At 36.1% G+C, this 26,040-nt stretch carries 20 protein-coding genes and 3 pseudogenes; 3 read left to right on the top strand and 20 right to left on the bottom strand.

All coding sequences use genetic code 11. The features are described from left to right. Positions 1 to 24: 24 nt before the first annotated feature. Both JCM9152_RS11110 and JCM9152_RS24065 read right to left on the bottom strand, forming a co-directional pair. Complete coding sequence (locus JCM9152_RS11110) at positions 25 to 549, bottom strand: DUF2867 domain-containing protein (protein ID WP_052015859.1); 525 nt, start codon at positions 547 to 549, stop codon at positions 25 to 27. A 244-nt stretch (positions 550 to 793) separates the two neighbouring features. After that, on the bottom strand, positions 794 to 979 hold the full coding sequence (locus tag JCM9152_RS24065; protein WP_081728004.1) for a TlpA disulfide reductase family protein: 186 nt from the start codon (positions 977 to 979) through the stop codon (positions 794 to 796). Positions 980 to 1,187: 208 nt separating this feature from the next. Between JCM9152_RS24065 and JCM9152_RS11105 the strand changes: the two genes are divergently transcribed. Then, entirely contained in the window at positions 1,188 to 2,336 is a 1,149-nt protein-coding gene (locus tag JCM9152_RS11105) for a family 8 glycosyl hydrolase (RefSeq protein WP_035344194.1), read from the top strand. A 127-nt stretch (positions 2,337 to 2,463) separates the two neighbouring features. Here JCM9152_RS11105 and JCM9152_RS11100 read toward each other — a convergent pair whose 3' ends face one another. From JCM9152_RS11100 to JCM9152_RS11075, 6 genes are all read right to left on the bottom strand, one after another. Further along, on the bottom strand, positions 2,464 to 3,120 hold the full coding sequence (locus JCM9152_RS11100; protein WP_035344192.1) for a YesL family protein: 657 nt from the start codon (positions 3,118 to 3,120) through the stop codon (positions 2,464 to 2,466). Between the two features lie 184 nt (positions 3,121 to 3,304). Next, the gene (locus tag JCM9152_RS11095) at positions 3,305 to 4,300 is read right to left on the bottom strand and encodes an endo-1,4-beta-xylanase (RefSeq protein ID WP_035344190.1); all 996 of its coding nucleotides are present in this window, start codon (positions 4,298 to 4,300) and stop codon (positions 3,305 to 3,307) included. 80 nt (positions 4,301 to 4,380) lie between these two features. Next, positions 4,381 to 5,310 (bottom strand): carbohydrate ABC transporter permease, encoded by a 930-nt coding sequence (locus tag JCM9152_RS11090; protein WP_052015857.1) that lies wholly within the window; start codon positions 5,308 to 5,310, stop codon positions 4,381 to 4,383. Positions 5,311 to 5,322: 12 nt separating this feature from the next. Further along, positions 5,323 to 6,186: an ABC transporter permease gene (locus JCM9152_RS11085; RefSeq protein ID WP_081728007.1), complete on the bottom strand. Its 864-nt coding sequence runs from the start codon at positions 6,184 to 6,186 to the stop codon at positions 5,323 to 5,325. Between the two features lie 451 nt (positions 6,187 to 6,637). Continuing rightward, positions 6,638 to 8,389, bottom strand: a complete 1,752-nt coding sequence (locus JCM9152_RS11080; protein WP_035344185.1) for a cache domain-containing sensor histidine kinase — start codon at positions 8,387 to 8,389, stop codon at positions 6,638 to 6,640. Positions 8,390 to 8,402: 13 nt separating this feature from the next. Next, the gene (locus tag JCM9152_RS11075; protein ID WP_035344183.1) at positions 8,403 to 9,986 is read right to left on the bottom strand and encodes a response regulator transcription factor; all 1,584 of its coding nucleotides are present in this window, start codon (positions 9,984 to 9,986) and stop codon (positions 8,403 to 8,405) included. Positions 9,987 to 10,437: 451 nt separating this feature from the next. Here JCM9152_RS11075 and hpaB point away from each other — a divergent pair, with 451 nt between their 5' ends. Then, positions 10,438 to 11,883, top strand: a complete 1,446-nt coding sequence (gene hpaB, locus JCM9152_RS11070) for a 4-hydroxyphenylacetate 3-monooxygenase, oxygenase component (protein WP_035344181.1) — start codon at positions 10,438 to 10,440, stop codon at positions 11,881 to 11,883. A 134-nt stretch (positions 11,884 to 12,017) separates the two neighbouring features. Here hpaB and JCM9152_RS11065 read toward each other — a convergent pair whose 3' ends face one another. Further along, a complete protein-coding gene (locus JCM9152_RS11065) occupies positions 12,018 to 12,764 on the bottom strand; it encodes a Cof-type HAD-IIB family hydrolase (protein WP_035344179.1) in 747 nt (248 codons plus the stop codon). A gap of 141 nt (positions 12,765 to 12,905) precedes the next feature. Here JCM9152_RS11065 and JCM9152_RS24060 point away from each other — a divergent pair. Next, positions 12,906 to 13,960, top strand: a pseudogene (locus tag JCM9152_RS24060) (lactonase family protein). A 46-nt stretch (positions 13,961 to 14,006) separates the two neighbouring features. Here JCM9152_RS24060 and asnB (JCM9152_RS11055) read toward each other — a convergent pair. From asnB (JCM9152_RS11055) to asnB (JCM9152_RS11010), 11 genes and pseudogenes are all read right to left on the bottom strand, one after another. Beyond that, positions 14,007 to 15,892 (bottom strand): annotated as a pseudogene (gene asnB, locus JCM9152_RS11055) (asparagine synthase (glutamine-hydrolyzing)). A 238-nt stretch (positions 15,893 to 16,130) separates the two neighbouring features. Next, the gene (locus JCM9152_RS21895; RefSeq protein ID WP_081728003.1) at positions 16,131 to 16,262 is read right to left on the bottom strand and encodes a YjcZ family sporulation protein; all 132 of its coding nucleotides are present in this window, start codon (positions 16,260 to 16,262) and stop codon (positions 16,131 to 16,133) included. Positions 16,263 to 16,415: 153 nt separating this feature from the next. Continuing rightward, complete coding sequence (locus JCM9152_RS11050) at positions 16,416 to 17,306, bottom strand: NAD(P)/FAD-dependent oxidoreductase (protein ID WP_035344177.1); 891 nt, start codon at positions 17,304 to 17,306, stop codon at positions 16,416 to 16,418. 297 nt (positions 17,307 to 17,603) lie between these two features. Beyond that, positions 17,604 to 18,038, bottom strand: a complete 435-nt coding sequence (locus tag JCM9152_RS11045) for a peptidylprolyl isomerase (RefSeq protein ID WP_035344175.1) — start codon at positions 18,036 to 18,038, stop codon at positions 17,604 to 17,606. 144 nt (positions 18,039 to 18,182) lie between these two features. Beyond that, positions 18,183 to 19,502: a diaminopimelate decarboxylase gene (lysA, locus tag JCM9152_RS11040; protein ID WP_035344173.1), complete on the bottom strand. Its 1,320-nt coding sequence runs from the start codon at positions 19,500 to 19,502 to the stop codon at positions 18,183 to 18,185. A 334-nt stretch (positions 19,503 to 19,836) separates the two neighbouring features. Next, on the bottom strand, positions 19,837 to 21,321 hold the full coding sequence (locus tag JCM9152_RS11035) for a spore germination protein (RefSeq protein ID WP_035344171.1): 1,485 nt from the start codon (positions 21,319 to 21,321) through the stop codon (positions 19,837 to 19,839). Then, positions 21,275 to 21,883, bottom strand: coding sequence for a stage V sporulation protein SpoVABEA (spoVAEA, locus tag JCM9152_RS11030; protein WP_035344169.1), 609 nt, complete (start codon positions 21,881 to 21,883; stop codon positions 21,275 to 21,277). Before spoVAEA ends, JCM9152_RS11035 begins: the two co-directional genes overlap by 47 nt. Positions 21,884 to 21,889: 6 nt before the next feature. After that, positions 21,890 to 22,243 carry a stage V sporulation protein AE gene (gene spoVAE / locus JCM9152_RS11025; RefSeq protein WP_035344167.1) on the bottom strand — a complete coding sequence of 118 codons (354 nt, stop codon included), beginning with the start codon at positions 22,241 to 22,243 and terminating at the stop codon, positions 21,890 to 21,892. Position 22,244: 1 nt separating this feature from the next. After that, on the bottom strand, positions 22,245 to 23,249 hold the full coding sequence (gene spoVAD, locus JCM9152_RS11020; RefSeq protein WP_035344165.1) for a stage V sporulation protein AD: 1,005 nt from the start codon (positions 23,247 to 23,249) through the stop codon (positions 22,245 to 22,247). A 13-nt stretch (positions 23,250 to 23,262) separates the two neighbouring features. Continuing rightward, the gene (spoVAC, locus tag JCM9152_RS11015) at positions 23,263 to 23,724 is read right to left on the bottom strand and encodes a stage V sporulation protein AC (protein ID WP_035344163.1); all 462 of its coding nucleotides are present in this window, start codon (positions 23,722 to 23,724) and stop codon (positions 23,263 to 23,265) included. Positions 23,725 to 24,062: 338 nt separating this feature from the next. Further along, positions 24,063 to 25,969 (bottom strand): annotated as a pseudogene (gene asnB / locus JCM9152_RS11010) (asparagine synthase (glutamine-hydrolyzing)). Positions 25,970 to 26,040: the final 71 nt, after the last annotated feature.

The following is a 26,040-nucleotide window of genomic DNA, read 5'->3' as shown; positions in this document are numbered from 1 at the left end:
GAATTTAAAACGAAACCTTCTATTTTAACTGTATGACTTATTGATGCTTTTGCCTGATATATTTTTGACCATTTCACGTAGAATCGCCTTTGAAACAAATTTGTGAAAAGGTTTGACAGGAACAAAATACAAACGTCCTGAAATTCCATGAAACGCAACAACTGTTGAAATATAAATATGATATCCCTTATCCACTCTTTCTAAAAGTATTGAAACGCGGAAATCTAAATGCTTATCATTTTGTCCCATTATCGCTTCATATTCATTCATATCATAAAGTGTAAATAAACCAATCGTCTCTCCAACTTGAACGTTAATCTTTTTTGATTTATGATCAGGGGTCTTTAAACCGATTATTCGCGCTATTCTATTTCGTAACGAAAATAAACGATTAACCCATTGTGGTGAGGAATGAAAAAAAAAGTCTACAACTTTTGTTATTTCAAGAATACCTTCATAAGGACAAAATACATAAAATGAATCACAATATTGAAAATCCATCGTACGAAGCAGTGATTGATTAGGTAAAGAGCTTGATTGGATAACCATATTTTCTCCCCCTGAATTCGATTACTACTAACTTCTCTTAAAATTGATCAGGAACCTCCCTGTATGGAGCAAATTCGATTTATTGTCAAATTCAAGCCAATTATTTGTTTAATATAAGCCATCAAAAAAAGAGAAAGATGAATTGCAACCTAAATGGGGCACGCTCTTGAATGCGGAGATTACCTACTTATTTCATCTTATTTATGATCGTCTCTAAGCTTTCGTAGGAAACGGCGCCAATCACTTAATCTCTAACCATTCCTTGTTCATCAATAAAATAAGTAGTAGGAGTATAATAAACTTTATATAAGTGCCTTGCTTCTCCTTCTTTATCTAAGAAAACAGGAAATGTCAATTGCTGTTCATTGTGAGCAAATCTCTCTACAACGTGTACACTTTCTTCTTGCGTTGTTAAATTAACAGCAACAATCTTAACCCCTGTTCACTCTTCCCTCCTAATTCTCTTTTCTTTCAAACTATACAACAAAATCATACAAGTCAAACGATCAACATGAATTCAATTAGGAGTTAAATTCATCTTAAGCTAAACTTTCCAAAGTGACTTCTTTAATTTCACTAGTTTTTGAATGGACAACCTTTGTTATAATGCTTGGAATAAGATAAAAAGGAGGACTAAGATGACGACACATAAAGGCGCTTATTATACTGGGGAATACCGTAATCTTTTTCAATACTATGGATATTCTACAGAAGAGATTAATCAACGTATTACAGACACATGGAATCAGCTTTTTCATGGTGACGAAGACACAAGAATTTACTATGAAGTCAATGATACACTCGCTTATATGTTAGATACTGGTAATGTTGATGTGCGTACTGAAGGAATGTCCTACGGTATGATGATGGCTGTTCAAATGAATGATCAAGCGATGTTTGATAAACTATGGAACTGGACCATGACTTATATGTATATGGATAGTGGGGAAAATGCAGGGTACTTTGCATGGTCTTGTAAACCAGATGGGACAAAGCTTGCATATGGACCTGCGCCAGATGGTGAAGAATATTTTGCAATGGCATTACTTTTTGCTTCACATCGTTGGGGGGATCGAACCCAACCTTTTAATTATGGAGAACAAGCAAGACAGCTTTTACATGACTGTGTTCATAAAGGGGAAAATAATGACGGTTATCCGATGTGGAACCCAGATAATTATTTAATTAAATTTATTCCAAACTGTGAATTTACTGATCCTTCTTATCACCTTCCCCATTTCTATGAATTATTCAGCTTATGGGCAAATAAAGAAGATCAAGCCTTTTGGAAAAAGGCTGCAACTGCTAGTCGCCAGTATTTACCAACAGCCTGCCATCCTGAAACAGGATTAGCTCCTGAATATTCATTCTATGATGGTAAACCTAATCATATTCGCGGCTTTGGCCATTTTTTCAGTGATTCGTATCGAGTTGCCGCAAATATTGGACTTGATAGTGAATGGTTTGGCGAGAACGACTGGGCACAAGAAGAAGCAGAAAAAATCCAAGCCTTTTTTGCTAATATAGACCCCGATGATTATCGTCGCTATACCATCGAAGGTGAAGCTTTCGAAGAGAAGTCACTTCATCCGGTAGGATTAATTGCAACCAATGCAATGGCAGCGCTTGCATCACCGGATGGCCCTGACGCTAAATCATCCGTAGAGCTTTTTTGGAATACTCCTGTTAGAAAAGGAGAAAGACGTTATTATGACAACTGTCTATACTTATTTGCCCTTCTTGCATTAAGTGGTCAATTTAATATTTACTTTCCAAAGCAAAGCTAATAAATCTAAGTGAAACTAAAAATCACGTAAAAACGCCTTTGAGAACCCATTTCTCAAAGCGTTTTGTCTACGGTCTGAAGGAGATTATTCTCCTAATTAGGTAATGTGTAATAAAAACAGACAGATGTTAAGATGCATTTTCTGCTGTTTGTTCCTTCAACGCTTCCTTTTTTCGTTCTAAGCGCATAAATGCAACATGAGCATTCCCCATAATACAAAAGCCAATCACACTAAAGAAAAAGAGCGGTATTAATCCTGGAATAAAATCAAACAGCAAATACAATAGAAACAAACCTAATAGCATAGATATAGTCATTAACGGGCTAATAAACCCAATTAATATCGATTGCTTAATATATTGAAAAAACTTCAAATCATAGTGTACGTAAACAGGTATTAAATAAAGAGCCAATATCAAATAAAGAAGTGCAGCAATTAAAAACACTCCTGTTAATAATGTTCCAACAAATCCACTAAGGGTAGAAAGAAAAACAAAGTCTACATACAAGACATAGCCAACTACAATTAACAAGAGGCCAAATAGGTTGGACTTTATAAATTCATTTTTATACGTTGTTGCAAATAGCTTAAAAATCCTAACATGAGACTCACCCAATAAAAATTTTCGATAAACGGTATACATAGCTACTGTTGCTGGCATAAAACCAAAAACACCTAAGCCTAGTACCGTGAAAATGATCCATAAAAAATTCAAATAACAGGCATACATGATTTTCTCTGAAATACGATAAAAACTCCCCCACATACCTTCTTGATTGTTCATAAAACCACCTCCCATGTATCCCTTTTCATTATATCATAGATCAACCGAATAAACTATCAATCACTTATCAGTAAAACATGTAAAAAAGCAAGCTCTAGAAGAAGCTCACTGAAGATATAAATTCAATGATCTCCCTAATAGACTCGCTTTTTTTACATTCACATTCATCCTTCTGTTCTCTCAGTTAAAATTGCACAACGCTCCAAAAAGATTGCTTAGGATTAAAATGTTCATCAAATAAAAATGGCCAGTTTTTTCTCCCTTTCACTGGGAAGTTAGATAACCACGTATAATCATCTGCCGCTCCCCAAAAAGTAACAGAGCTTATGACATCCTTATATTCCCTGAACAAGTTGAAGATTTGTTCATAACGTTTCTCTTGTAAATCGAGCATTTCCTTTGTCGGTTTCATTAAATCTGTTCGTTTATCATCCCAAGAAAAAACAGAAAGATCCATTTCAGTTATTTGAACTTCAAGACCAAGTGATGCATACAATTCAATGGCTTGTTGTATATGTTCAATGGAAGGAGTGTGAATATTCCAATGTGCTTGCATACCTACTCCATGAATAGGAACCTTTTTTTCTAGCAATGATTTCACAAGCTTATATATTTTATCCCGTTTTATTGGGTCTGATTCATTATAATCATTATAGAAAAGCGTTGCATTCGGATCAGCTTTATGTGCTGTATGAAAAGCGCGTTCAATAAATTCTTCTCCTGCTAATTCAAGCCATTGAGACTTTCTTAAAAAACGATCCTCTTCATCTGCGATCACCTCATTTACAACATCCCAACTATAGATCTGGTCAGCATATCGACTTACTACTGTTTCAATATGTTGATCCATCCTCTTCAATAAACGTCCCCGGTCCACCGTTTGTCCAGATTCATTCTTAAACATCCAATCAGGACACTGATTGTGCCAAACGAGTGTATGCCCTCTTAAACCTAAATGATGCTCGTTTGCAAATGAGACAAGTTGATCACTATATTCAAAATTAAATTCGCCTTCTTTGGGCTGGAGCATTTCTGGTTTCATTTCATTTTCAGCTGTGATGCTATTAAACTGAGTGGTTACTAAATCCTTTGCTGAATGCAATGTCCATTTGTTAACTGCTGCTCCAATTTTAAAATAGTCTTCAAACACATCTTTTAATCGTGGTAGTTCCTTTTCCATCATAATCCCCCTCTAACTAATAGAAAGGTGCCTCACTGTTACTAGAACGTTTTCAGTGAGACACCCTAACTTAAAGTTACTTATTCTTTTACCCCACCTAAAGTTAAACCTTTAACAAAATATTTTTGTAAAAATGGATAAACCATGATGATTGGAACACTCGCTACAATCGTCATAGTAGCACGAATTGAAGTTGGTGTAACACGCTCAGATTGTCCGGACTGAGAATCAGCGAACCCACTTGCAGCAGATCCTCCACCCATTGACATCGATGACGTTTGTAAGATTTTCATTAACTCATATTGCAATGTACTTAAAGATTGAATACTTGAATTATACAAGAAAACATCAAACCATTGATTCCATTGGAAAACAGCTACGAACAAAGCAACCGTCGCAAGAACTGGTAACGATAGAGGCAGCACAATCCGGAAAAAGATCGTAAAATCACCACCGCCATCAATTCGAGCTGATTCAAATAAGCTTTCAGGCAAACCATCAATGAAAGAGCGCATAACAATCAAATTAAATGCACTAATTAATCCAGGTAAAATATATACCCAAAAACTCCCAATTAAGTGTAGGTCACGCATTAACAAAAATGTTGGAATTAATCCACCATTAAAATACATTGTTAATACAAAGATGATCGTAAATGATCTTCTAAATACAAATTCTTTACGACTAATTGCATACGCAACCATCGCTGTAAATAGTAAGGATAAAAGAGTCCCGACTACTGTACGCAACACACTAATGAGTGTTGCCTGATAAATAGCTGTTTGACCGAAAACATGCTCATAACTCTTAAATGAGAATTCCCTTGGCCAAAGATAAATGCCACCACGAATGGAATCAGACGCATCATTCAGTGAGATCGCCAACGTATTTAAAAATGGATAAAGCATCACGACACAAAGTAAAATCATGAATATTGTATTCAATGTATCAAATATATAATCTTCTCGTGTTCTACGAATATTTCTTTTCTTTTTACTAAACAGACCCATGGCGCACCTCCTCTAGAATAATCTCGCCTGACCAAATTTTTTCGCTAACCCATTCGCTGCAAATAAGAAGACAAAGGCTACAACTGTTTTGAAGATACCAGCCGCAGTTGCTAGCGAGAAGTTCCCCATTGAAATACCATATTTCAATACAAAAATATCAATGTTCTCAGAATAATGATAGTTCATCGGGTTTCCTAGTAAATATTGCGGTTCAAACCCAGACTCTAGAATGTAACCTAAGTTCATAATAACTAGAATAATAATTACCGGCTTCATAGCTGGAATTGTAATATGCATAATCCTTTGGATACGCGATGCACCATCTATTTCAGCTGCCTCGTACTGTGATTGATCAATCATAGCTATAGCCGCTAAATAAATAATTGTATTCCATCCGACATTTTTCCATGTTTCCGCGGCACCAATAATCCCCCAGAAATATTCCCCTACTCCAAGCCACAAAATAGGTTCATCAATAATACGTAAATTCGTCAATAGGATATTTACGATACCATTTTCTAACGATAGTGTATAAGATACAATACTGGCCGCAACAACCCATGATAAGAAGTGAGGCATATAACTAATCGTTTGCACAATTCGTCTAAATCCTACATTCCGAATTTCATTTAAAAGAACAGCTAAACCAATTGCTGTAACAAATCCTAAAACCATATTAATAAAACTCATCGCAAACGTATTTCGTAATACGATTAAAAACGCATTATCTTGAAATAAAAACATAAAATGATCCAACCCTACCCATTCCTGTTCTGTAAAGCTTCTAGCAGGTCGGTAGTCTTGGAAGGCCATTGTCCAGCCCCAAACCGGTAAATAGCGAAATATTAAAACCCAAATAATAAATGGGACTGTCATAACTAAAAGCGCTTTTTGTTTAGAACATAGCCTTAATGTTTGTACTAATTTTGATTCTTTCTTCTGAATGGTTGGTACTTCAGGTGATGGCTGACTTTGTAAACTCAATGCTATCCCTCCTTAAACTCCTTCTTACATTTCATCCTTAACTTACCAATTCTCTACTTCATTTCCCCCTTTAAATCTAAAGCCCCATCTGTAAGCGATTTCAACTATTACTATTATTTTAACGCTTACAATTCAATTCAACGACCATTAAAACTATAGTTCTTACTTTGAAAAATTAATTTAGTACTCAATTCGACAATGATTTTCCTTTTTCATCCACTTAACATTGGTACATCGATCCTACGAGGTGTCCTTTTGAAAACGATGCGTGCCGTGAATACGGATTTAAACATACAAATAAGCTACTTTGAGCAACGTTGACTCTCAAAGTAGCTTATAAAAATTACGATGGTTTCATTTCATTACTAGCTGGGCATATGATTTCTACTGTTGTTCCTTTCCCTAATTCACTTTCCATTTTAAATGAAAATTGATCGCCATATAGTAATTTCATCCGATAATAAACGTTTCGAATGCCAACGCGATCTCCCATAGACTCGTCAGCTTCTAATGAATGTAAATAATCCTTAAGGAATGATTGCTCCATCCCTACCCCATTATCGGTTACTGTACATACGATATAATCCTCGCATTTCATAATCTTAACCGTGATAAAACCATTCCCTAACTTCGGTTCAACGCCATGAATACTTGCATTTTCAACAAATGGTGTGAAGGCCATATTCGGTACCATACACCCTTTAACACTTTCATCCAATTGAACATGATAGTTTAGCTTTTCACCAAAACGGTACTGTTGTATTTCTAAGAAGTATTCAAGCATTTTTACTTCCTCTTCTACGCGAACCCATTCCTTGCCCCAAGAAATCGAATTTCGCAATATCTTAGCCATATTCTTTATGATATGAGCCGTTTCGTTTTCATCTTTTAACATACTTCTCATGCGAATTGTCTCTAATGAATTAAATAAGAAATGCGGATTAATTTGACTTTGTAATGCACTTAACTGTGCCTGTTTACTTTTCAACTCCAAATCTTTCTTTTGAATATTGGCAATATATACATCATTGATTAAGTCTTTTATCTTTTTCGACATATGATTAAATTCGGATGTTAATTGACCTATCTCATCTTTGTACTCAACACCTTCAATAATATCAAACTTTTGATTTTTTACTTTTTTCATCTTTCGTAGAATGCGTAGTAAGCGTACATGAAGTGAGCTTGTTATATAAATAATGATAAAAGATGGTACAAAGAAATTAATCGAAGCCATGATAAATATAAACCGTCTTGAATTATGTGCCTCATCAAGCGCAACACTTTCAGAAACCACCCCAATGACTCGCCAATTTTCCATATAATGATCATGGTACGTTTCCGAAAAAAGCAATGAATCAGCTAAAACATACTCTTCAGAGAAAATACGACTGCCTGTTTCGATTTCATTTAACTCTGTACTATAGAGAATTTCATTTTGCTTATTAACTAAATATACCTCACCTTGAAACGTTGCATTTTCAAACGCTTTTCTAATCATTTCTGTATTTAAGTCAATTTTTACGATTTTGATTTTTGTATTACTATGAAAGTGATTAAGTATCCTTACAATACTAAAAACATTCGTTTCAGGGCTATTTTCATCAACTGTTCGTATAACTTTAGGCATATAAGATGTCGACTGTAACACGTCATGAATCCATTCCTTAGTAGCAGCACTTTCAGTTACGTTCCGCACACCACCTGCATACAAAACCGTTGGATTATCTGTATACAGTAAAATGTTTTGGATGGAATTATATAGAGCACTGTACTTATAATTCCGCCAGACACTGTCATAATCTTGAACGTAATCAACAATCGATTCATAATCTTTTTCAAGGAAGTCATGTAATAGCTTATCTGTATATAATGTTGATGAAATACCTATAGCATCATTCACAACTCGTTCAAAGCTATCAGCCATATGCTCGACAGCTAATGTTAAATCTGCTTCTTTTTGCTTCTTCACATTACTAATTGTCACATGATAAAAAATAATATTCGTTAATAATATCGGAATAAAAACGGAGAAAAAATAAATAATTAACAATTTATTTTTTAAGTTAATATTATTCAGATGAAATCTCTTCATGTACAACCCTCTTTTATTTTGTATCACTTTCCTCAAGAATTTGATTTCGATATTCAGTAGGTGTCATTTTCTTAATTTTCTCAAACTGTGTTACAAAATAATCTGGACTTTGGAAACCAACCTTTTCAGCAATTTCGTACACCCGTAAATTCGTTTGTCGCAATAGCTTCTTTGCCTCCTCTATCCTCACTTCTAGTAAATATTCCTTGAAGTACATTCCGTAAGCTTTTTTAAATAGTTGCCCCATATAAACTGGATTCATAAAAAACTGACTCGCTATACTTTTTAAACTAATATTTTTATGAAAATTGGCTTCAATGTATTTTTTGACCTTTTGAATATCTCCTTTTCCGTTCTGCTTCCTTAATTCTATTAAATAATTGGATGTTTCTACGACAAAATGAATAAACATTTCTTTTAGTTGTTCAAAGGTCAGTGAATAGTGATGCCAACTTAACATGAAAGGTAATTTTGTTAATTCACTTTCATCACCTTCCATGTTTCGAATTGTTTTAATCACACTATGAATGCACCTATTAATCGATGTCTTTATCGCTTCGGGAGCAAATAACTTCGACTGAAACTCTTCAAACATGATATCGACCGCTGATAGAGCTTCACCTTGATTATTTTCCTCAATTGCTGCCAATAAAGTATGATAAATCGAAGCCTCCATTTCAGTATGATTAATCGCTTTATCTTCTATGTCTCTATAAAAAAGTGGACGATGATTGATAATCGTATATTTATATTGCATTGTAACGTTGGCTGTTTCAAATGAAACAGATACATTTTCAAGGTTTTCTACCGCTTGTCCAATATAAAGTGATACCGCTTTCTTTAAACGTCGCTCCAATAACTCTTGTAATTTTTCAACAAAAATATCAAGTGAATTCATGCAACGATAAAATAAAGCGTCAGAAATCACCACTCCATAGCTATGACGTTGATGATTTCTTATAGGTAATGGTGCCTTATCTGATACTAACTCTCTTATAACTTGCTCGATTTCAATTTGTTCATTTTGAAACCATATATCTTCTTCCTCTTCAAGTGATGCTGTATTCACTTCTACAATTAAATAATAAAAACAACTCGCTTGATGTAACTGTAAAATATCATGAAAGTCATGGACATATTCACTTTTTCCACTTATCAATTCTTCTAATTTCGTCGATATTTGTACTTTCTCGTTATTTTGTTTCATCACTTTCTCTTCTTGTAGTGTTGTTGCTAGCTGCTTTAATGTATCTTCTAGCTCTTCCTTTTCTATTGGTTTTAAAATGAAATCATATACGCCATATCGTACTGCCTTTTGGGCATATTTAAAATCACTATATCCACTTAATATAATAAATTTTGTATTTAATCGTTTTTCTTCAATGGCTGATCGTATTAATTCTAAACCATCCAAAACAGGCATTCTTATATCTGTTATCACAACATCTGGCTCATATTCTTCTATTTTTTGTAGTGCTCCTTCACCATTATCTGCTTCTGCGCATACTTCATACCCGCAGTCCTCCCAATTAATTAGGTTCTTTAAACCTATTCTTACAAACTGCTCATCATCTACTAAAATGACTTTATTTAGCATTTTTTTGACCCCTTTCACACAGGAAGACTTAAAAACAACTATATCTCTATTGTAATACTTTTTAGTTCAATTGAAAACGATTCCATAAATAATGTTACAAACTTCTAGTTTTCTTAAATTGAAGTAAAACCTCTTATGAAGCAAGGCTCCTTAAGAGGTTTCATCACTTTTTTAAACTGTTTTAATAACAATTTATCCAATATAAACGTTCACAGTCGAACAGCAATCGAAATGCATATATAAAAATTATTTTAATCAATTTAAAGGGTTCTTAAACTATAAAAAACTTAGTATTAACTTCATTAAATTAATTAGTTTTCAACTTCCGTATAGAAAAATCGATCATTTTAAAGAAATTCATTGCATGTGTTGCATGTTACCAACATATAAATAGCTGAATCCTTTTTATCTAAATTTTAAAAAGCACATCAAACGTAAAGGTGTGGTAAGAATGACTCTCTTATCAGGTAAACAATATATTGACCGCTTAGATCAAATGAATAATGACGTTTGGGTTGCAGGTGAAAGAGTCCGAGGGAAAATCTCAGCACATCCAGCATTTAAAGGAATATTAAATACTAAGGCGCACATATATAATATGTATCTTGATAAAGAATATAAGGCGAAATTGACCTATTCCAACAATGGAATTGACCAAAAAATATCTTTTCAGATACCAAAAACGATTAAGGATTTACAAAAAAGAAGGCAAGCGACTCAATTAATCGCTCGAACCAATGGAGGAACGATCGGCCGTTCTCCTGATTATATCCATACTGCTATTATGACACTAAGTCAGTCCAAGTCTTTCTTTGATACTCGATTTCAAAAAAATCTTAATTCTGCATTAGAACGTGCAATCGAAAATGACTTATCATATACCCATTCATTCGTAAACCCCCAAACAAATAGATCAACACACTATACGGAGTACTTGCATGATTTAAAAGAGGGAGAGATTATTGCAGCTCGAATGTTGCATGAAACAGAGGAAGGAATAATCATTCATGGAGCAAGATTACTTGCAACACAGGGTGGTATAACCGATGAGATTCTCGTACTCCCTGCAGCAAGTACAATCATGGAACCATGGTATGCTTTTGCTTTCACCATTCCTTCAAACACAAAAGGCGTACGTTTTTATTGTCGAGAGCCTTACTCCACTTCAACAAATAACAATTTATTTAACTATCCATTAAGCTCAAGGTTTGATGAAATTGATACGGTCGTTATATTTGATCATGTTCTGATCCCTTGGGAACGTATATTTTTTTACAATGATTGCAAACGGGCTAAAACCGTTTTTCAACAAACCGATCTTAATATGATGCTTCTTTTCCAAGCTGTATCTCGCCAAATCATTAAAACTGAATTTTTACTAGGAATCAGTGAATCATTAGCTTCTTCTATAGCCATTACCCAATACCAACATATTCAAGAAAAAATAAGCGAAATAATCGTAACATTAGAAATCATGAAAGCTCTACTCTATCGTGCGGAACAAAATGCATCTCCTAATGCTTATGGCATGATGGTACCATTAGCAACTCCACTTATGAGCGCTTCAACATTTTATCAAAAAATGTACCCTAAATTGACTGACTTCCTCCATCAAATAGGAGCAAGCGGACTAATTTCTCTTCCTATAGAGGCTGATTTCGAACTAGATCCGACATTATCCCTTGAGCATTATTTACGTACTCAAACATTAGATGGAAAAAGGAAGGTTCAGCTATCGAGATTAGCATGGGACTTAACGATGAGTGCCTTTGGTTCAAGACAAACCCAATATGAAAGGTACTTTTTCGGAGATCCTATCCGACTCGCTTCCGCTCTTTATCAAGCCTATCCAAAAGAACCATTCACTGATCATATTCATCACTTTTTAAAAGAATAGTGAAAAGTCAACAAGCTTATTAAGGGCACTGAAAAAGTTAAACAATCAAACTTTTTCAGTGCCCTTACCTTATTCATATTTCAAGTGAAAAATAAGTTTTCCTTTTCTATTACTAATCATTTTCTCACTCTCTTTTACAAGCACCATGTTTTAATCGCTTTCGCAACACCATCTTCTTCATGACTCGTTGAAATCCAATCTGCCGCTTCTTTTACTAAGTCTTGTGCATTCCCCATAGCCACACCGATTCCAGCCTCTTGAATCATTGCTATATCATTCAAGCTATCACCGATTGCCATAACATTTTCCAAAGTGAATCCTAATTTATGACACACAAGCTCTACAGCTTTTGCCTTGTTAACACCGATTGCATTAATTTCTAAATTCGTCGGGCTAGAATTTGTAATTTCTAACATACCTAATTTTGATAAATCTTCATATATTCGTTCTCTGATCGTATCATCTTCAATATCAAACCCAAATTTCATCCATTCATGTGAATGAATATCCTCTGCCGGAAATGACTCACGCCACACATTACCAACTGACGCTGCCCAACAATATGTACGATGCTTCTCCTTTAAACGCCACATATATTCAACTAAATCTGAATCGAGAGTTTTTCTTTCAATAAGCTCAAGTGAATCGTTCCAAATCTCACTACCATTAACCGTAATTAAATAAGAATTTAAAGATAAATTTTCAATTAATGGATCTAAGGTCATTCTTGTTCTTCCTGTGCTAATGACTACATGAATTCCTTGATCTTGCGCTGCCTTGATCACCTTTCGATTTTCACTAGAGATTTGATGATCTTTATTTAATAGCGTTCCATCCATATCAATTGCAATTAATTTAATATTTTTTGCTTTTGTAGCCATATAATCCTCCACATCCCAATTATTTATCTACAACAACTGTATGAATTATTGATACATTTATTGTAGAATAGGATCAATTATTAGGCAAATTCAAAATGTAAATGGTATAGTAAATGTAGAAATTCAAAGGAGGATGATATTGTGTCAAACGAAACAACCTTTGTAGCATACATTGGTACATACACAAATGGAGAAAGCAAAGGAATTTATCGCTTATCGCTTAATCCTAAGAAAGCAACCATAGAAGATTTACAAGTTGCTGCTGAAATAGAAGGCCCTACATACTTAACGCTAAGTTCCACCAACTTACACTTATATGCCGTTGGAAAAGAAGGTGATCAAGGCGGCGTTGTAGCATATTCGATTAATGAGGATCATTCATTAACAGAGTTAAACCGTCAGTTAAGTGCTGGAAGCTCTCCTTGTCATGTTCAATTGAATGAAAAAAATGACCTATTATTTTCTGCAAATTACCATAAAGGGCAAGCAAATGTTTACCCTATTCAATCAGATGGTTCTTTACAGCCGTCATCTTCTACAGTGACTCATGAAGGCCATGGACCTAACGAAGCAAGACAGGAGAAGGCACATGCCCATTTTGCTGGTTTAACCCTGATGGAAAGTATGTCACCGTCGTTGATTTAGGAACGGATACGATTGCTTTATACAACTTACGCAACCAAACTCTAGAATTACATAAAGAAATACATGTTAAACCAGGATCAGGACCTAGACACATTCGTTTTTCAAACGATGGCAAATTTGCATACGTAAATGCTGAGTTAAGCTCAGAACTCATTGTATTTTCATACGATAGCGAGCAAGGCTTATTAGAAGAAATCCAAACCGTTTCTACATTACCTGAAGACTTCATTGGTGAAAATACAGGAGGAGCTATTCATTTATCAAAGAATGGTCGTTTCGTTTATGCCTCCAACCGTGGTCACGATAGTATTGCTCACTTTACGATTGATGGACGTACAGGTAAAGTTACAAGAGATGCGATTACATCAACAGGTGGAGAGCACCCTCGAGACTTTTCGATTGACCCAAGTGGAAGATATCTCTTAGCTGCGAATAGAGATACGAGTAACATTGTCCTTTTCAATATTAATGAGCAATCTGGTTCACTAACGCCAGCTAATGTTGAGATAAAGACACCGAATCCTGTTTGTGTGAAATTTCTTCATCAATAATATACGGTATAAAGAAAGCGCGCTCTGCTCAGCGCGCTTTCTTCCTTTATAAGAAAATAGCTTCTTCTGAATCGCTCATGTTCACTTCAGAAAATGTTTCTATTCCTTCTAAATACAATTGATGCCAAACCATAAACACAATCACAACCCACAGCTTTCGACTGAAATCTCCTTCCCCCCTCTTATGTGATTCAAGCATTCGAATAATAACATCCTTTTCAAACAAGTAATCCGTCTCACTTTTCTTGAATAGATGTAATACCCAACCATACCATTCGTTTTTCAGCCAATGGCGAATCGGTACAGGGAAGCCTAATTTCCTACGCATAAATATGTGTTCTGGAATGATATCCTTCATAGCATCACGAAGAATGTACTTCGTCGTATGATTAGAGATTTTGTACTTCGTTTGAATTTGTCTTGCCACATCAAACACTTGCTTATCTAAAAATGGTACTCTTAACTCAATTGAATGAGCCATTGTCATCTTATCAGCCTTAACTAAAATATCACCTCTTAACCAAGTATGAAGGTCAATGTATTGCATTTTTGCCACTTCATCATAATAATGCGCTCGTTCATAAATCGGTTGAATATGATCAATCGATTCGTTATCTGCTAGATACGAGCGTAACACGGCTTTTTTTTCAGATTCACTCATAATATGCGCATTTCCTAAAAAGCGACGCTCTAGCGCTGTTGTTCCACGTTCAATAAAACCACGTCCCTTCACACCTTCTGGTAGCATTTTCGCGATTTTCTGTAATAACAGCTTACCCTTATTAGGAATATATGAAAACATCTTCAATGATTCTGGTTCACGGTATATATTGTATCCACCAAATAATTCATCAGCCCCTTCGCCAGAAAGCACTACTTTTACATGTTTACTTGCTTCTCTGGCCACAAAGTAAAGAGGCACAGCCGCAGGATCAGCAACAGGTTCGTCCATATGCCATATAATATTTGGCAATTGTTGTAAATATCTTCAGGAGTAATCACATAATCAATATTGTCTACATTTAATGCCTCAGCAGTTTGCTTGGCTACATAAACCTCACTAAATCCTTCAACTTCAAAACCTACACTAAATGTTTTAATTAACGGATTCACTTCCTTAGCCAATGCAACGATTGCGGTCGAATCAATACCTCCAGATAAAAAAGATCCTACTGGGACATCACTACGCATATGAAATTGTACTGATTCCCTTAATACATCTAATACCTTTTTCTTTTGCTTTTCATACGAGTCATTAGAAGGAGCAAAAGAAGGTTTCCAATACGCTTGTACATCTAATTTTCCTTGCCATGTCTTTTTCATGTAGTGACCAGGTTCTAATTTCATGATGTTCTCGATTAAAGTGTGCGGCTCTGGTGAATACTGAAAGGTTAAATAATGCTGTAATGACTGCGAATGTACTTGAACCTCCTTAAAAACTTCTACTATAGATTTCATTTCAGAAGCCATATATACGTTTCCTTGATTCTCTAAATAAAAAAAGGGCTTGATACCAAAATGATCACGCGCAGCAAACATTTCTTTTTTTACTTTATCCCAAATAATAAAGGAAAACATACCTCGTAGTTCTTTTACAGCTTCTTCTTCTTTTAGGCTGTATAAAGCTACAATTGTCTCTGTATCAGAATCCGTTCTAAACGTAATGCCCCGTTGCTTTAAATCATTCCGTATTTCTATATGATTATAAATTTCACCATTAAATACTATTGTATAACGACCATTTTCAAAAGTAAGTGGCTGTTGTCCTTTTTCTAAGTCAATGATACTTAAGCGTCTAAAGCCTAATTTAATATAATGATCTCGATAATAGCCTACTTCATCTGGACCACGATGTGTGATCACCGTTGTCATTTGCTTTAATTCTTCATCCGTAGGAAGGCTTGTCCCTATTACACCAACAAATCCACACATCATACATCATTCCTTCATGTAAAGTTAAATCTATACTTTCCAAATCATTGGTATTTTATTCGATTATCAAATTAATACTGCCTGATCTATATTATCATATTAACGGTTATCTCGAAAAAGAAAAGTATTTTTTTATTTAACGCTTGAAGTTCTCTTGAATCCCTAGTATAGCCGATCATTTTCAAAGGCATAACAAAAAAGTGCTTGGCAATAAACGCCAAGCACACTTTATCATCCATTAGCACCATGCTGAACCAACAATAATTAACAAAATGAACAAGACAACAATTAATACAAAGCCACTGCCTTTACCATAAGTTGCTCCAGCAACTGGCGCGCCATAGCCATAGCAGTCATAGCCGTAACCCATTCGAATCTCCTCCTAAATTAAATGTCAGAAAATCAATTTTAGATGTATTGATTTTTCTGCTCATACTAGCATATGCATAAATGGTAAACAGGTTCGACTAAATACGTTCCTTTAAATAGTGAAAATGCTTCATTACTAAAAAGCATTTAAAGCCTACCACTCTTCATCTACAAGCTCTTTATTTACGTGCACTCCAGCTTCATAGCCTTCACTTGCTGCTCCAACTAAACCGGTAAAACGTTTGGCAGCATCACCAATAATATAAAGACCTTTTTGTATCGTTTGTCCGTGCAGACTCGTTTCATAGGAGCCATTTTTCTTCAATTTAACTTGTAATTGTTCAGGAAGTATCAGGTGCTGTATTGCGTTCGTTTTTAGCAAAAACGCCGCATCACAAGTAATCACAACTCCGTTTGAAAGAGTTATTTGCAAATCATTTCGTTCTCTAGAAAATCCCGAAATTTCCTCCTCCATGATCGGTATTCGTCTATGTGTAAGCTCTTCATAGTCTTTACTAGTGAAGGTTCTTGGCCCCCCAGTTAATAATACAATTTCTTTACTCCATTGACGGATTAATTTCACATACTCAATCAATTTATTACCGTTACCAATAACCGTTAATTTCTGATCTCGAAATTCCCATCCATCACAATACGGACATGAAAACACATATTTTCCATACAAATCCTTTAATCCATTAATGTTAGGAAGTTGCTCCTTTAAACCACTTGCTACAATTACCTTCTTTGCACTAAATTCAAGATTTCCCACCTCAACTAAAAAATTTGAATGACTTTGCTGTAGGTTTCTTGCCGTTCCTTGACAGAATTGGACAGTCTTATATTTTTTCAATTCTTTTTTAGCTAAATGACGTAATTCTTTTGGTGAAATTGCATCCCTTGTTAAAAAACCATGTGATGATTGTACGACAAAATTTCGTGCTTGTTCATTATCTATAACTAAGACAGAACGTCTAGCTCTGCCTAAAACTAGAGCAGCTGAAAGTCCACTCGGTCCCCCACCAATAATCATAACATCAAACATATGATTGCCGTCACTCCTTAAAATCCGCTTATAAGAAGTATTTCCATTATCAAGATAAACCATAAGTGACTATTACGTAAGGTCTAAATATTAAATAAGCTCTCGCAAAAGGAACAAAATGTGTGAAACCGTTGTCTTGCAACGAGTGCTGCCATTACAAGTCTAATCAAAGGTACTACGTGATGGGCACGTTTTCACCTCAATAATTTAGGTTTCAGGCCATTAACAAATCCCGACCTACAAAAAAGGTTTGTACCATACGATCAAGGAGATCATATGAAACAAACCTAAAAGGAATTATTCTTCCCACACCTTAACTTCTGCCATTACATCACCTTGTTTAATGCGATAAACAGATTCTAAACCTTCTACAACTTGTCCGAAAACAGTATGTACTCCGTCTAGGTGAGGCTGCGGCTCATGAACGATAAAAAACTGACTACCACCTGTATCTTTTCCCGCATGTGCCATAGATAGCGCACCTGCTACGTGTTTATGAGGGTTTCCTTCTGTTTCACATTTAATGGTATATCCAGGACCACCCGTTCCATTTCCAGTTGGACACCCCCCTTGTGCCACAAAACCAGGAATGACTCTATGAAAGGTTAATCCATTGTAATATCCTTCATTGGCAAGCTTTTCAAAGTTCTCAACCGTTTTGGGCGCTTCATTGTCGTAAAAATCAATGACTATTTTTTCACCATTCTCAAACATAATACTTCCTTTTTTCATATGTAAAATCCTCCTCAAAAATTATTCATCTTATTTTACATGATTTAAATAAGAAAAGCGACTAATCACTACTTAACCGTGCCATTGAAAAAAAGGAGATGAAAATGTTCATCTTTTTCACCTCCTTCATTATTTAATTTATTGTTATTTCAACATATGATTAGGTAACGAAAGGTCGTTCCTCACAAGGTCTGGATAGCTTTCCCGCTCAATAACTTCTACCGCTTCTCCATTCTCCACAAATACAACAGCAGGACGTGGGATACGATTATAATTGTTAGCCATCGAATAACCATAGGCACCTGTACAAAAAACAGCTAAGATGTCTTCATGATTTGCTTTAGGAAGGGGTAAATCCCAAATGAGCATATCACCACTCTCACAGCATTTACCAGCAATTGAAAACGTATTAGTCGCGACTTCATTTGCTCGATTAGCTAACACACCTTCATACTCAGCCTGATATAGCGCAGGTCGTAAATTATCACTCATTCCGCCATCTACAGCTAAATAGTGTCGTACATTTGGGATTTGTTTTTGTGAACCAATTGAATATAAAGTAGTCCCAGCATCACCAACTAATGAACGTCCTGGCTCTATCCATATTTCCGGAATCGCCATACCAGCATTTTCAGCTTTTTCTTTCACAATAGCAGCCATTTCCTTCACATAACTACCGGGTTGTAATGGTGTATCCCCATCCACATAGCGAATGCCAAACCCACCACCTACATTCATAACCGAAGGAACAAAATCATACTGATCCTTTAAATCTTCTAGTAAATCAAACATTTTCTCAACAGCCATAACAAACCCTGATGTTTCAAAAATTTGCGAACCAATATGACTATGCAACCCTAGTAATGTTAGCGATTCATCGTCTTTGGAACGTTTAACCGCTTCATGTACTTGCCCGCTAGTAAGATCAAAACCGAATTTAGAATCCTCTTGACCAGTTGAAATATAATCATGAGTATGTGCTTCGACACCTGGAGTAATTCTAAGTAAAATTTGCATATGTGCTTTTCGAAGCTTACAAATTCGACTTAACTCTTTCAATTCATAAAAGTTATCAACGACCACACAGCCGATTTTAGCCTCAACTGCCATTTCTAATTCTTCTATACTTTTATTATTGCCATGAAAATGAACGCGTTCCATTGGGAATTCTGCTTCAATTGCTGTATATAGCTCACCACCAGAAACGACATCTAAACTCAAGCCTAAATGATTAGCCAATTCGAACATTGCAATGGAGCTAAACGCTTTACTAGCATAAGCAACTTGATACGGAACATTGGCTTGACGAAACGCCTCCTGAAATTGATGAGCTCGTTCACGAATAAGAGCAACATCATAAACAAACAACGGTGTTCCATATTCATCAGCTAAATCAACCATATCAACGCCGCCGATTTCTAAATGACCTTTTTCATTCACTTGACTCGTACCATGTCTATACATACAGTTCTCTCCTTATTATCAAAAACGATCGAAATATCGATCTCAACTTTATCACAGAAAAGTAGAATATTCAATTAAGAATAACGCTCTAGCGACCTTTGCTTAATAGAGTCGTGCGCGGTCGTTACAAAGGTATGACGGTTGGATGAAAGTACTCTTCTTTCAACAACCGTGTACATCAGGAACCGATGCACTTCCTTGAATTCACTTTTCTCCACTTGATTAGTCTTCTAAGAGTTATACCAATTCTAAAATTATAAAAATCACTAAAGAAGAACTGTCTCCTTTAGTGATTCTCTTTCATTGTAAGTATGAACTAAATGGAGGAGTATCTTCATTCCGACCGTTGCTTCACAACATTTTGAGGATGAACAATTGACGGTCTAAAGCGTAATGTTGGTACAGTTGATCTGACTAGAATATGCCACATGGCTGGTGGATCAAATGGGAGAAATGGCCACAAATATGGTTTATTAAATGTCTTAATGATCGTTAATGCTAGCATAAAAACCGTTAAACCAATGATAAACCCTGGCGCTTTAAAGAAAGCAACAACGAGGATGAGCAGCACTCTGACGACTCTAAACGCTATTCCTAATTCATAGCTTGGTGTTGCAAACATCCCTATCGCCCCTAAAGCAATGTAGAGTATAACTTCTGATGTAAAATAACCGACTTCTACAGCTAATTCCCCTATAAGAATGGCGGCAACTAACCCAAGGGCAGTGGCCAACGGTGATGGTGTATGCACTGCAGCCATTCTTAAAAGCTCAATTCCTAATTCCGCAAATAAGATTTGTACAACAACCGGTATATTATTCATTTCTTCAGGACCAATAAAGTCTAATCCAGCAGGCAAAAGCGTCGGCTGTATAACCAACAATAGCCAAAATGGTAAAATAAGTAACGAAAACATAATTCCAGTAAATCGAACCCATCTTAATACCGTTCCGATCATAGGTGCTTGACGATACTCTTCAGCATGTTGTACATGATGAAATAAAGTCGTTGGCGTTATAATAACACTTGGGGATGTATCCACCATTATAATGATATGCCCTTCCAATAAATGGTCAGCTGCAACATCTGGCCTCTCTGTATACCGCACAAGAGGAAATGGATTCATCCCTTGCTTAACCATATATTCTTCAACAATCTTATCTGCCATTGAAATGCCATCAATTTGGATCGCCTCAAGCTCTTTCTTTACGATTTTAACCATTTTCGGATCGGCGATGCCTTCTATATAAGATATACATACATCCGTCTTTGAACGAGTTCCAACCTTCAAAATTTCATTACGTAAACGCTCATCACGAATTCGTCTTCTTGTTAAACCAGTGTTTAAGATGATATTTTCCGTATAACCATCTCGAGCTCCACGTACAACACGTTCCGTATCAGGTTCTTCAGGACCACGACCTGGATAATCACGGACATCTATGACGATCGCTTGCTTTTCACCTTCAACTAAAATAGAAATTAAACCTGATAACATTTGTGTTGCCGCATCTTCAAGTGTATCGACAAATTCAACTTGAACATGAGGCAAATGGTTAATGACTGTTTGCTTATAATCGATCACATCAGATTTTTTTCCATAAGAATCGAGCAGCATTAACTCACGTAAAATTTCAATAATATACAGGTTATCACAAAGACCATTGACAAAATAGATTTGCAATTCTTTATCAAATACAGAAAGCTTCCTAACACCTACATCAAACGATTGATCAAAACCAAGCCGTTGCTTTAATAGTTCTTCATTCTTCTTAATTTCGGGTGATATCGGTGTTTGCCTTTCCTTTGTTTGACTCATGATATCCGCTCCGTTCTAAAATAATCTCTACTGCTTTCTTTGTTATTGGCGCTCCTTTTTCAACTGAATCACGTCCTGCCATCTTTCCTATATCACCAATACCGATAATAATCGGAATATTTAATTGATCCAACACATATACGGTATCTCCATTTATTCTACCCTTTTCTAAATCTGGGAGACCTTCCTTATCTACACCGAACTCTGTTAAATCCCCAAACCGATCTATGCTTACATTTACGTCCGTCCACTCTGAACAATGTGTCGATGATGCTACCGCAATTGCTCCAATGACTTCAATGTTTGGGTGTTTGGCGACAACTTGCATTGCTTTCTCTCCTGGTCCTAATTCTCGATAACCGCAATCATCAAACATGACCAAAACAGGGTCAACTGAAGTTTCAAATATGTAGGAAAGCAATTGTTCACCATTGAGCGTGCTCGGATTTCCTGCTGATCGACTAATACAGCGCCCACCTAAATCTGCAGCTGCACACTCAACCGCTTTGCGAGCTGCTTCATCTCCATCAGTAATAAAGATGACTTTCCGCTTCAATACCATGTCCATTCATCCTTTCGGTTTAAAGAAAAGAGCGACTAAAAAACTAAATAAAATAGTTGAAGAAATCCCTACCGACGTTACTTCAAAAACGCCCATTCCTACTCCGAAGAATCCATATCGTCCTCCTTCAGACATAGCTCCATGTACGAGTGAATGCCCAAAACTAGTAATCGGTACTGTCGCTCCAGCACCGGCGAAGTCAATTAGTCGATCATATAGATGATAGCCATCCAACAAAGCTCCTGCTACAACTAATGTACTCAATGTGTGTGTTGGTGAAAGCTTTCCTATATCCATTAACATTTGACCAATAAAACATATCGTTCCACCGACAAGAAATGCAGCAACATACTCAAACATTTCAATCCTCCCATTCAAAGGAGACAGCATGTGCAATACAAGGTATAGACTCACTTTGTTGCATCATAAGCGGACTTAATAATGCACCTGTTGCCACAACAAGCATTTTCCTAATTGCACCTCGTTTCATTTCACTGATTAAATGACCAAACGTTACAACTGCTGCACAGGCTGCTCCACTACCACCAGAAAAGACAGGCTGCTCTTGATCAAATATCATAATGCCACAATCTTCATGGTTATTTAGTGAAAGATTAGCCTCTTCCAATAGTCTGTACAATATTCCACTTCCTACTCGTGATAAATCACCTGTTACAATAACATCGTAATAAGATGGATCACGTTTCATTTCCTTAAAATGTTTAAGAATAGTATTGGCTGCTGCCGGAGCCATAGCGGACCCCAAATCGTATGGGTTTTTCATACCTAAATCAACAACTTCTCCAACTGTCGCACTCGTAATTCGAATTTGGCTTTTAACTGAACCGATGACCATCGCACCAGCTCCTGTCACAGTAAAGGTAGCTGTATCAGGACGTTGACCACCGAATTCAGTAGGGTTTCTAAATTGTCTCTCAGCCGTAGCATTATGACTACTGACAGCGATTAGTACTCTGTCAGCGAGGTTAGTATCCACAAATAATGCCCCCAATGAAACCGCTTCAGCTACCGTTGCACACGCTGAAAATAATCCAAAATAAGGAATCTCTAATTCACGAGCAATATAATTAGAAGTGACAATTTGATTCAATAAATCTCCTGCTAAAAAGTAGTCAATATCTTCTTCCTTCTTTTCTGCTTTTTTCAAAGCATAGTGAACGGCATCTTTCATAAGTTGTCTTTCAGCTAATTCCCAATTATCTTGACCGGCATACAAGTTATCATACACTTTATCAAAGCTATCTTGAATGGGTCCTTTCCCTTCTTCGGGGCCTACTGCAGTGCCAGTAGACTGAACATAAACAGGAGCATTAAATAACCACGTATTTTTCCCTTTTCTTTGCAAGTAAACACGCCCCTTACGAATTAATCAGCATTGAAACCAACAACCTTGTTAAGGCAACCACATACGCTGAAACTACCCCAAATGCAATAACGGCACCAGTTAGTTTAAACATATTTGCTCCAATCCCGAATACGAGGCCTTCACTTTTGTGCTCAAGTGCTGAACTTGTCATTGCATTAGAAAATCCAGTAACTGGAACAAGTGAGCCTGCACCGGCAAATTGTCCTAAACGATCATACACACCGAACCCTGTTGCAAGTGCAGCTAGCAATATTAACGTCGCCAGCATGGAACTCATTGCCTCTTCTTCTGTAAAAGGTAAATAAGTCATGTAAACCTTACTCAACCATTGGCCAAACATACAAATGAGACCACCTATAATAAACGCTTTTAATCCGTTTTTTAAAACGTGCTTTTTGGGCTGGTATAATGTTATGTTTTTTTGATACTGCTTCTTTTCCTCTTCTGTTTGCACATATACTTCCCCCTTACCTTAGTCAATTAAATAGTAATGTTAGTATGATAAATTTATTTTAAGAACATACATTGAATTGTTAATCTTCATTTCTAAACTCAACTCGTAACGTATTTTAAGAGAACCTCCTAGCAGTTTTTCTTAACTACGTCATAAGTAGTCATTACAAAGCTTGAGTTAATCTGAAGTGCCCTTCCATTCAGATTAACGTGTAACGTATGAAGCCAATGCCACCTCTGACTCGACTTACACCCATCTTGATTAAACTTCTTAGTGTTTTCTATATAAAAAAGGTTTCATTCAGTAGCCACTGAATGAAACCTTTTTACCCTTCCTTTTTAACCAATACTACAAAATGGTTGCTTGTCTTGATCCTTGATATCTGTTATCCATTTTTCAATGTCATATTTCTTTTCTATGAAAACTTGATGCCAAATGATAAAACAAATAACCGTCCATAATTTCCGACTATGATCAGCCTCTTCGCGAGCGTGTTCATAAAGAAGTTCTCGAACAAACGATTTATTAAGGAAAGAAGATGCCTCACTTTCTCGAATGAGTTCCTCTACCCACTCAAACCACTCATTTCGTAACCATACACGTAAAGGTACAGGAAATCCTAGCTTCCTACGAGCAACTACATGTGCAGGAATGCGATCAGCAAAGGCTTTTCGTAACATATACTTTGTTGTACCATTAGTTGTTTTAGCTTCGGGTGGCAATTTAGAGGCTACCTCAAATACATAGGGATCAAGAAAAGGTACTCTCAATTCCAGTGAATGGGCCATCGTCATTTTATCAGCCTTCATGAGAATATCACCACGTAACCAAGTCATTAAATCAATATGCTGCATTCGTTGTATCGGATCTTCTCCAACACTTTGCTGATAAATAGCATCAGTTATCCTACCATTTGTATATAATGAGTTATATGATTTTAATAATTTCATTTTTTCTGTTTCTTTAAACATAAACGCATTACCAATATAACGATTTTCTAGTGGAGTAATTCCTCGTTCGATCCAACTTTTCCCTTTTACACCTTCTGGTATAAGGTGAGCCAATTTGGCCAATACTGGCTTCAATGATGGTGGGAGCTTGTTAAATGGAGATAAGCTAATTGGTTCCCTGTAAATCGTATATCCTCCAAATAACTCATCTGCTCCTTCCCCGGAAAGAACCACTTTGACATGTTGACTTGCCTCTTTCGCAACGAAGTATAACGGTACAGCAGCAGGATCAGCAAACGGATCATCTAAATGCCAAAGAAGCTTCGGCAGCTCCTCTTTATAGGAATGGGCTGATAAATAAGAAACGTGATGTTCAATATCAAGATCCTTTGCTGTTTTTTCTGCTACATCCACTTCACTATAACCATCTTCTTCAAAACCTATTGAGAAAGCTTTTATACCAGGGTGATGTTCACTTGCCAAAGTTGTGATAATCGTAGAGTCAATACCACCAGATAAAAAACAACCTACTGCTACATCACTTCTCATATGCTTCTCAACTGAATCACAAACAACATTTTTGATATCTTTTATCCAGACATCTTCCGTTCGATATGTCGTAGTTAAAATAGGTTTCCAATAAAATTCTTTTTTCAAAGGTTTACCAATTTCTTTTATCGCAACCATGCCAGGCTCTACACGTAAAATCGATTCAGTCATCGTATAAGGCTCTGGTACATATTGGAATGAGAAATAATGATGCAGAGCTTGCTTATTAAGCTTTCCTTCCTGAATTCGTTGAGTTATGCATTTTTTTTCTGAAGAAAAAATAATGCTCTCTTCATCTTCATGATAATAAAGAGGCTTGATACCAAACCGATCTCGCTAATAATCGCCTGATTCTTAACCTTATCCCAAATAACGAAAGCGAACATACCTCTTAGTTTTTCCACAAACTGTATACCAACCTCACTATAAAGAGCTAATATGACCTCAGTATCTGAAGATGTTTGAAATTCTTTTCCTTTTTCCTTTAATTCGTCACGTAATTCAATATAATTATAGATCTCACCATTGAATACAATTGAATAGCGGTGATCCTCATAAGTGAGTGGTTGATTTCCCCCTTCTACGTCAATAATGCTTAATCTTGAAAACGCCATCTCAATATAATCTCCTTTTAAGTAACCGACCTGATCTGGTCCACGATGATGAATATAGCGATTACACTCCATCATCTTTTTATAGGAGCCTTTTTCAGCTTGCTCACTTATTCGAACAACAAAACCACACATGTTCATCTTCCCTTCTTCATCGAAAGCATCATTTGATTATAAAACGATTGAAGATCGATAAAGGTTACATT

This window comes from Halalkalibacter hemicellulosilyticusJCM 9152 (assembly GCF_000513115.1).
GTDB lineage: Bacteria > Bacillota > Bacilli > Bacillales > Bacillaceae_D > Halalkalibacter > Halalkalibacter hemicellulosilyticus.
Note: the sequence above shows the minus strand (reverse complement) of the source record. Positions and strands in the feature narration are given on the sequence as shown.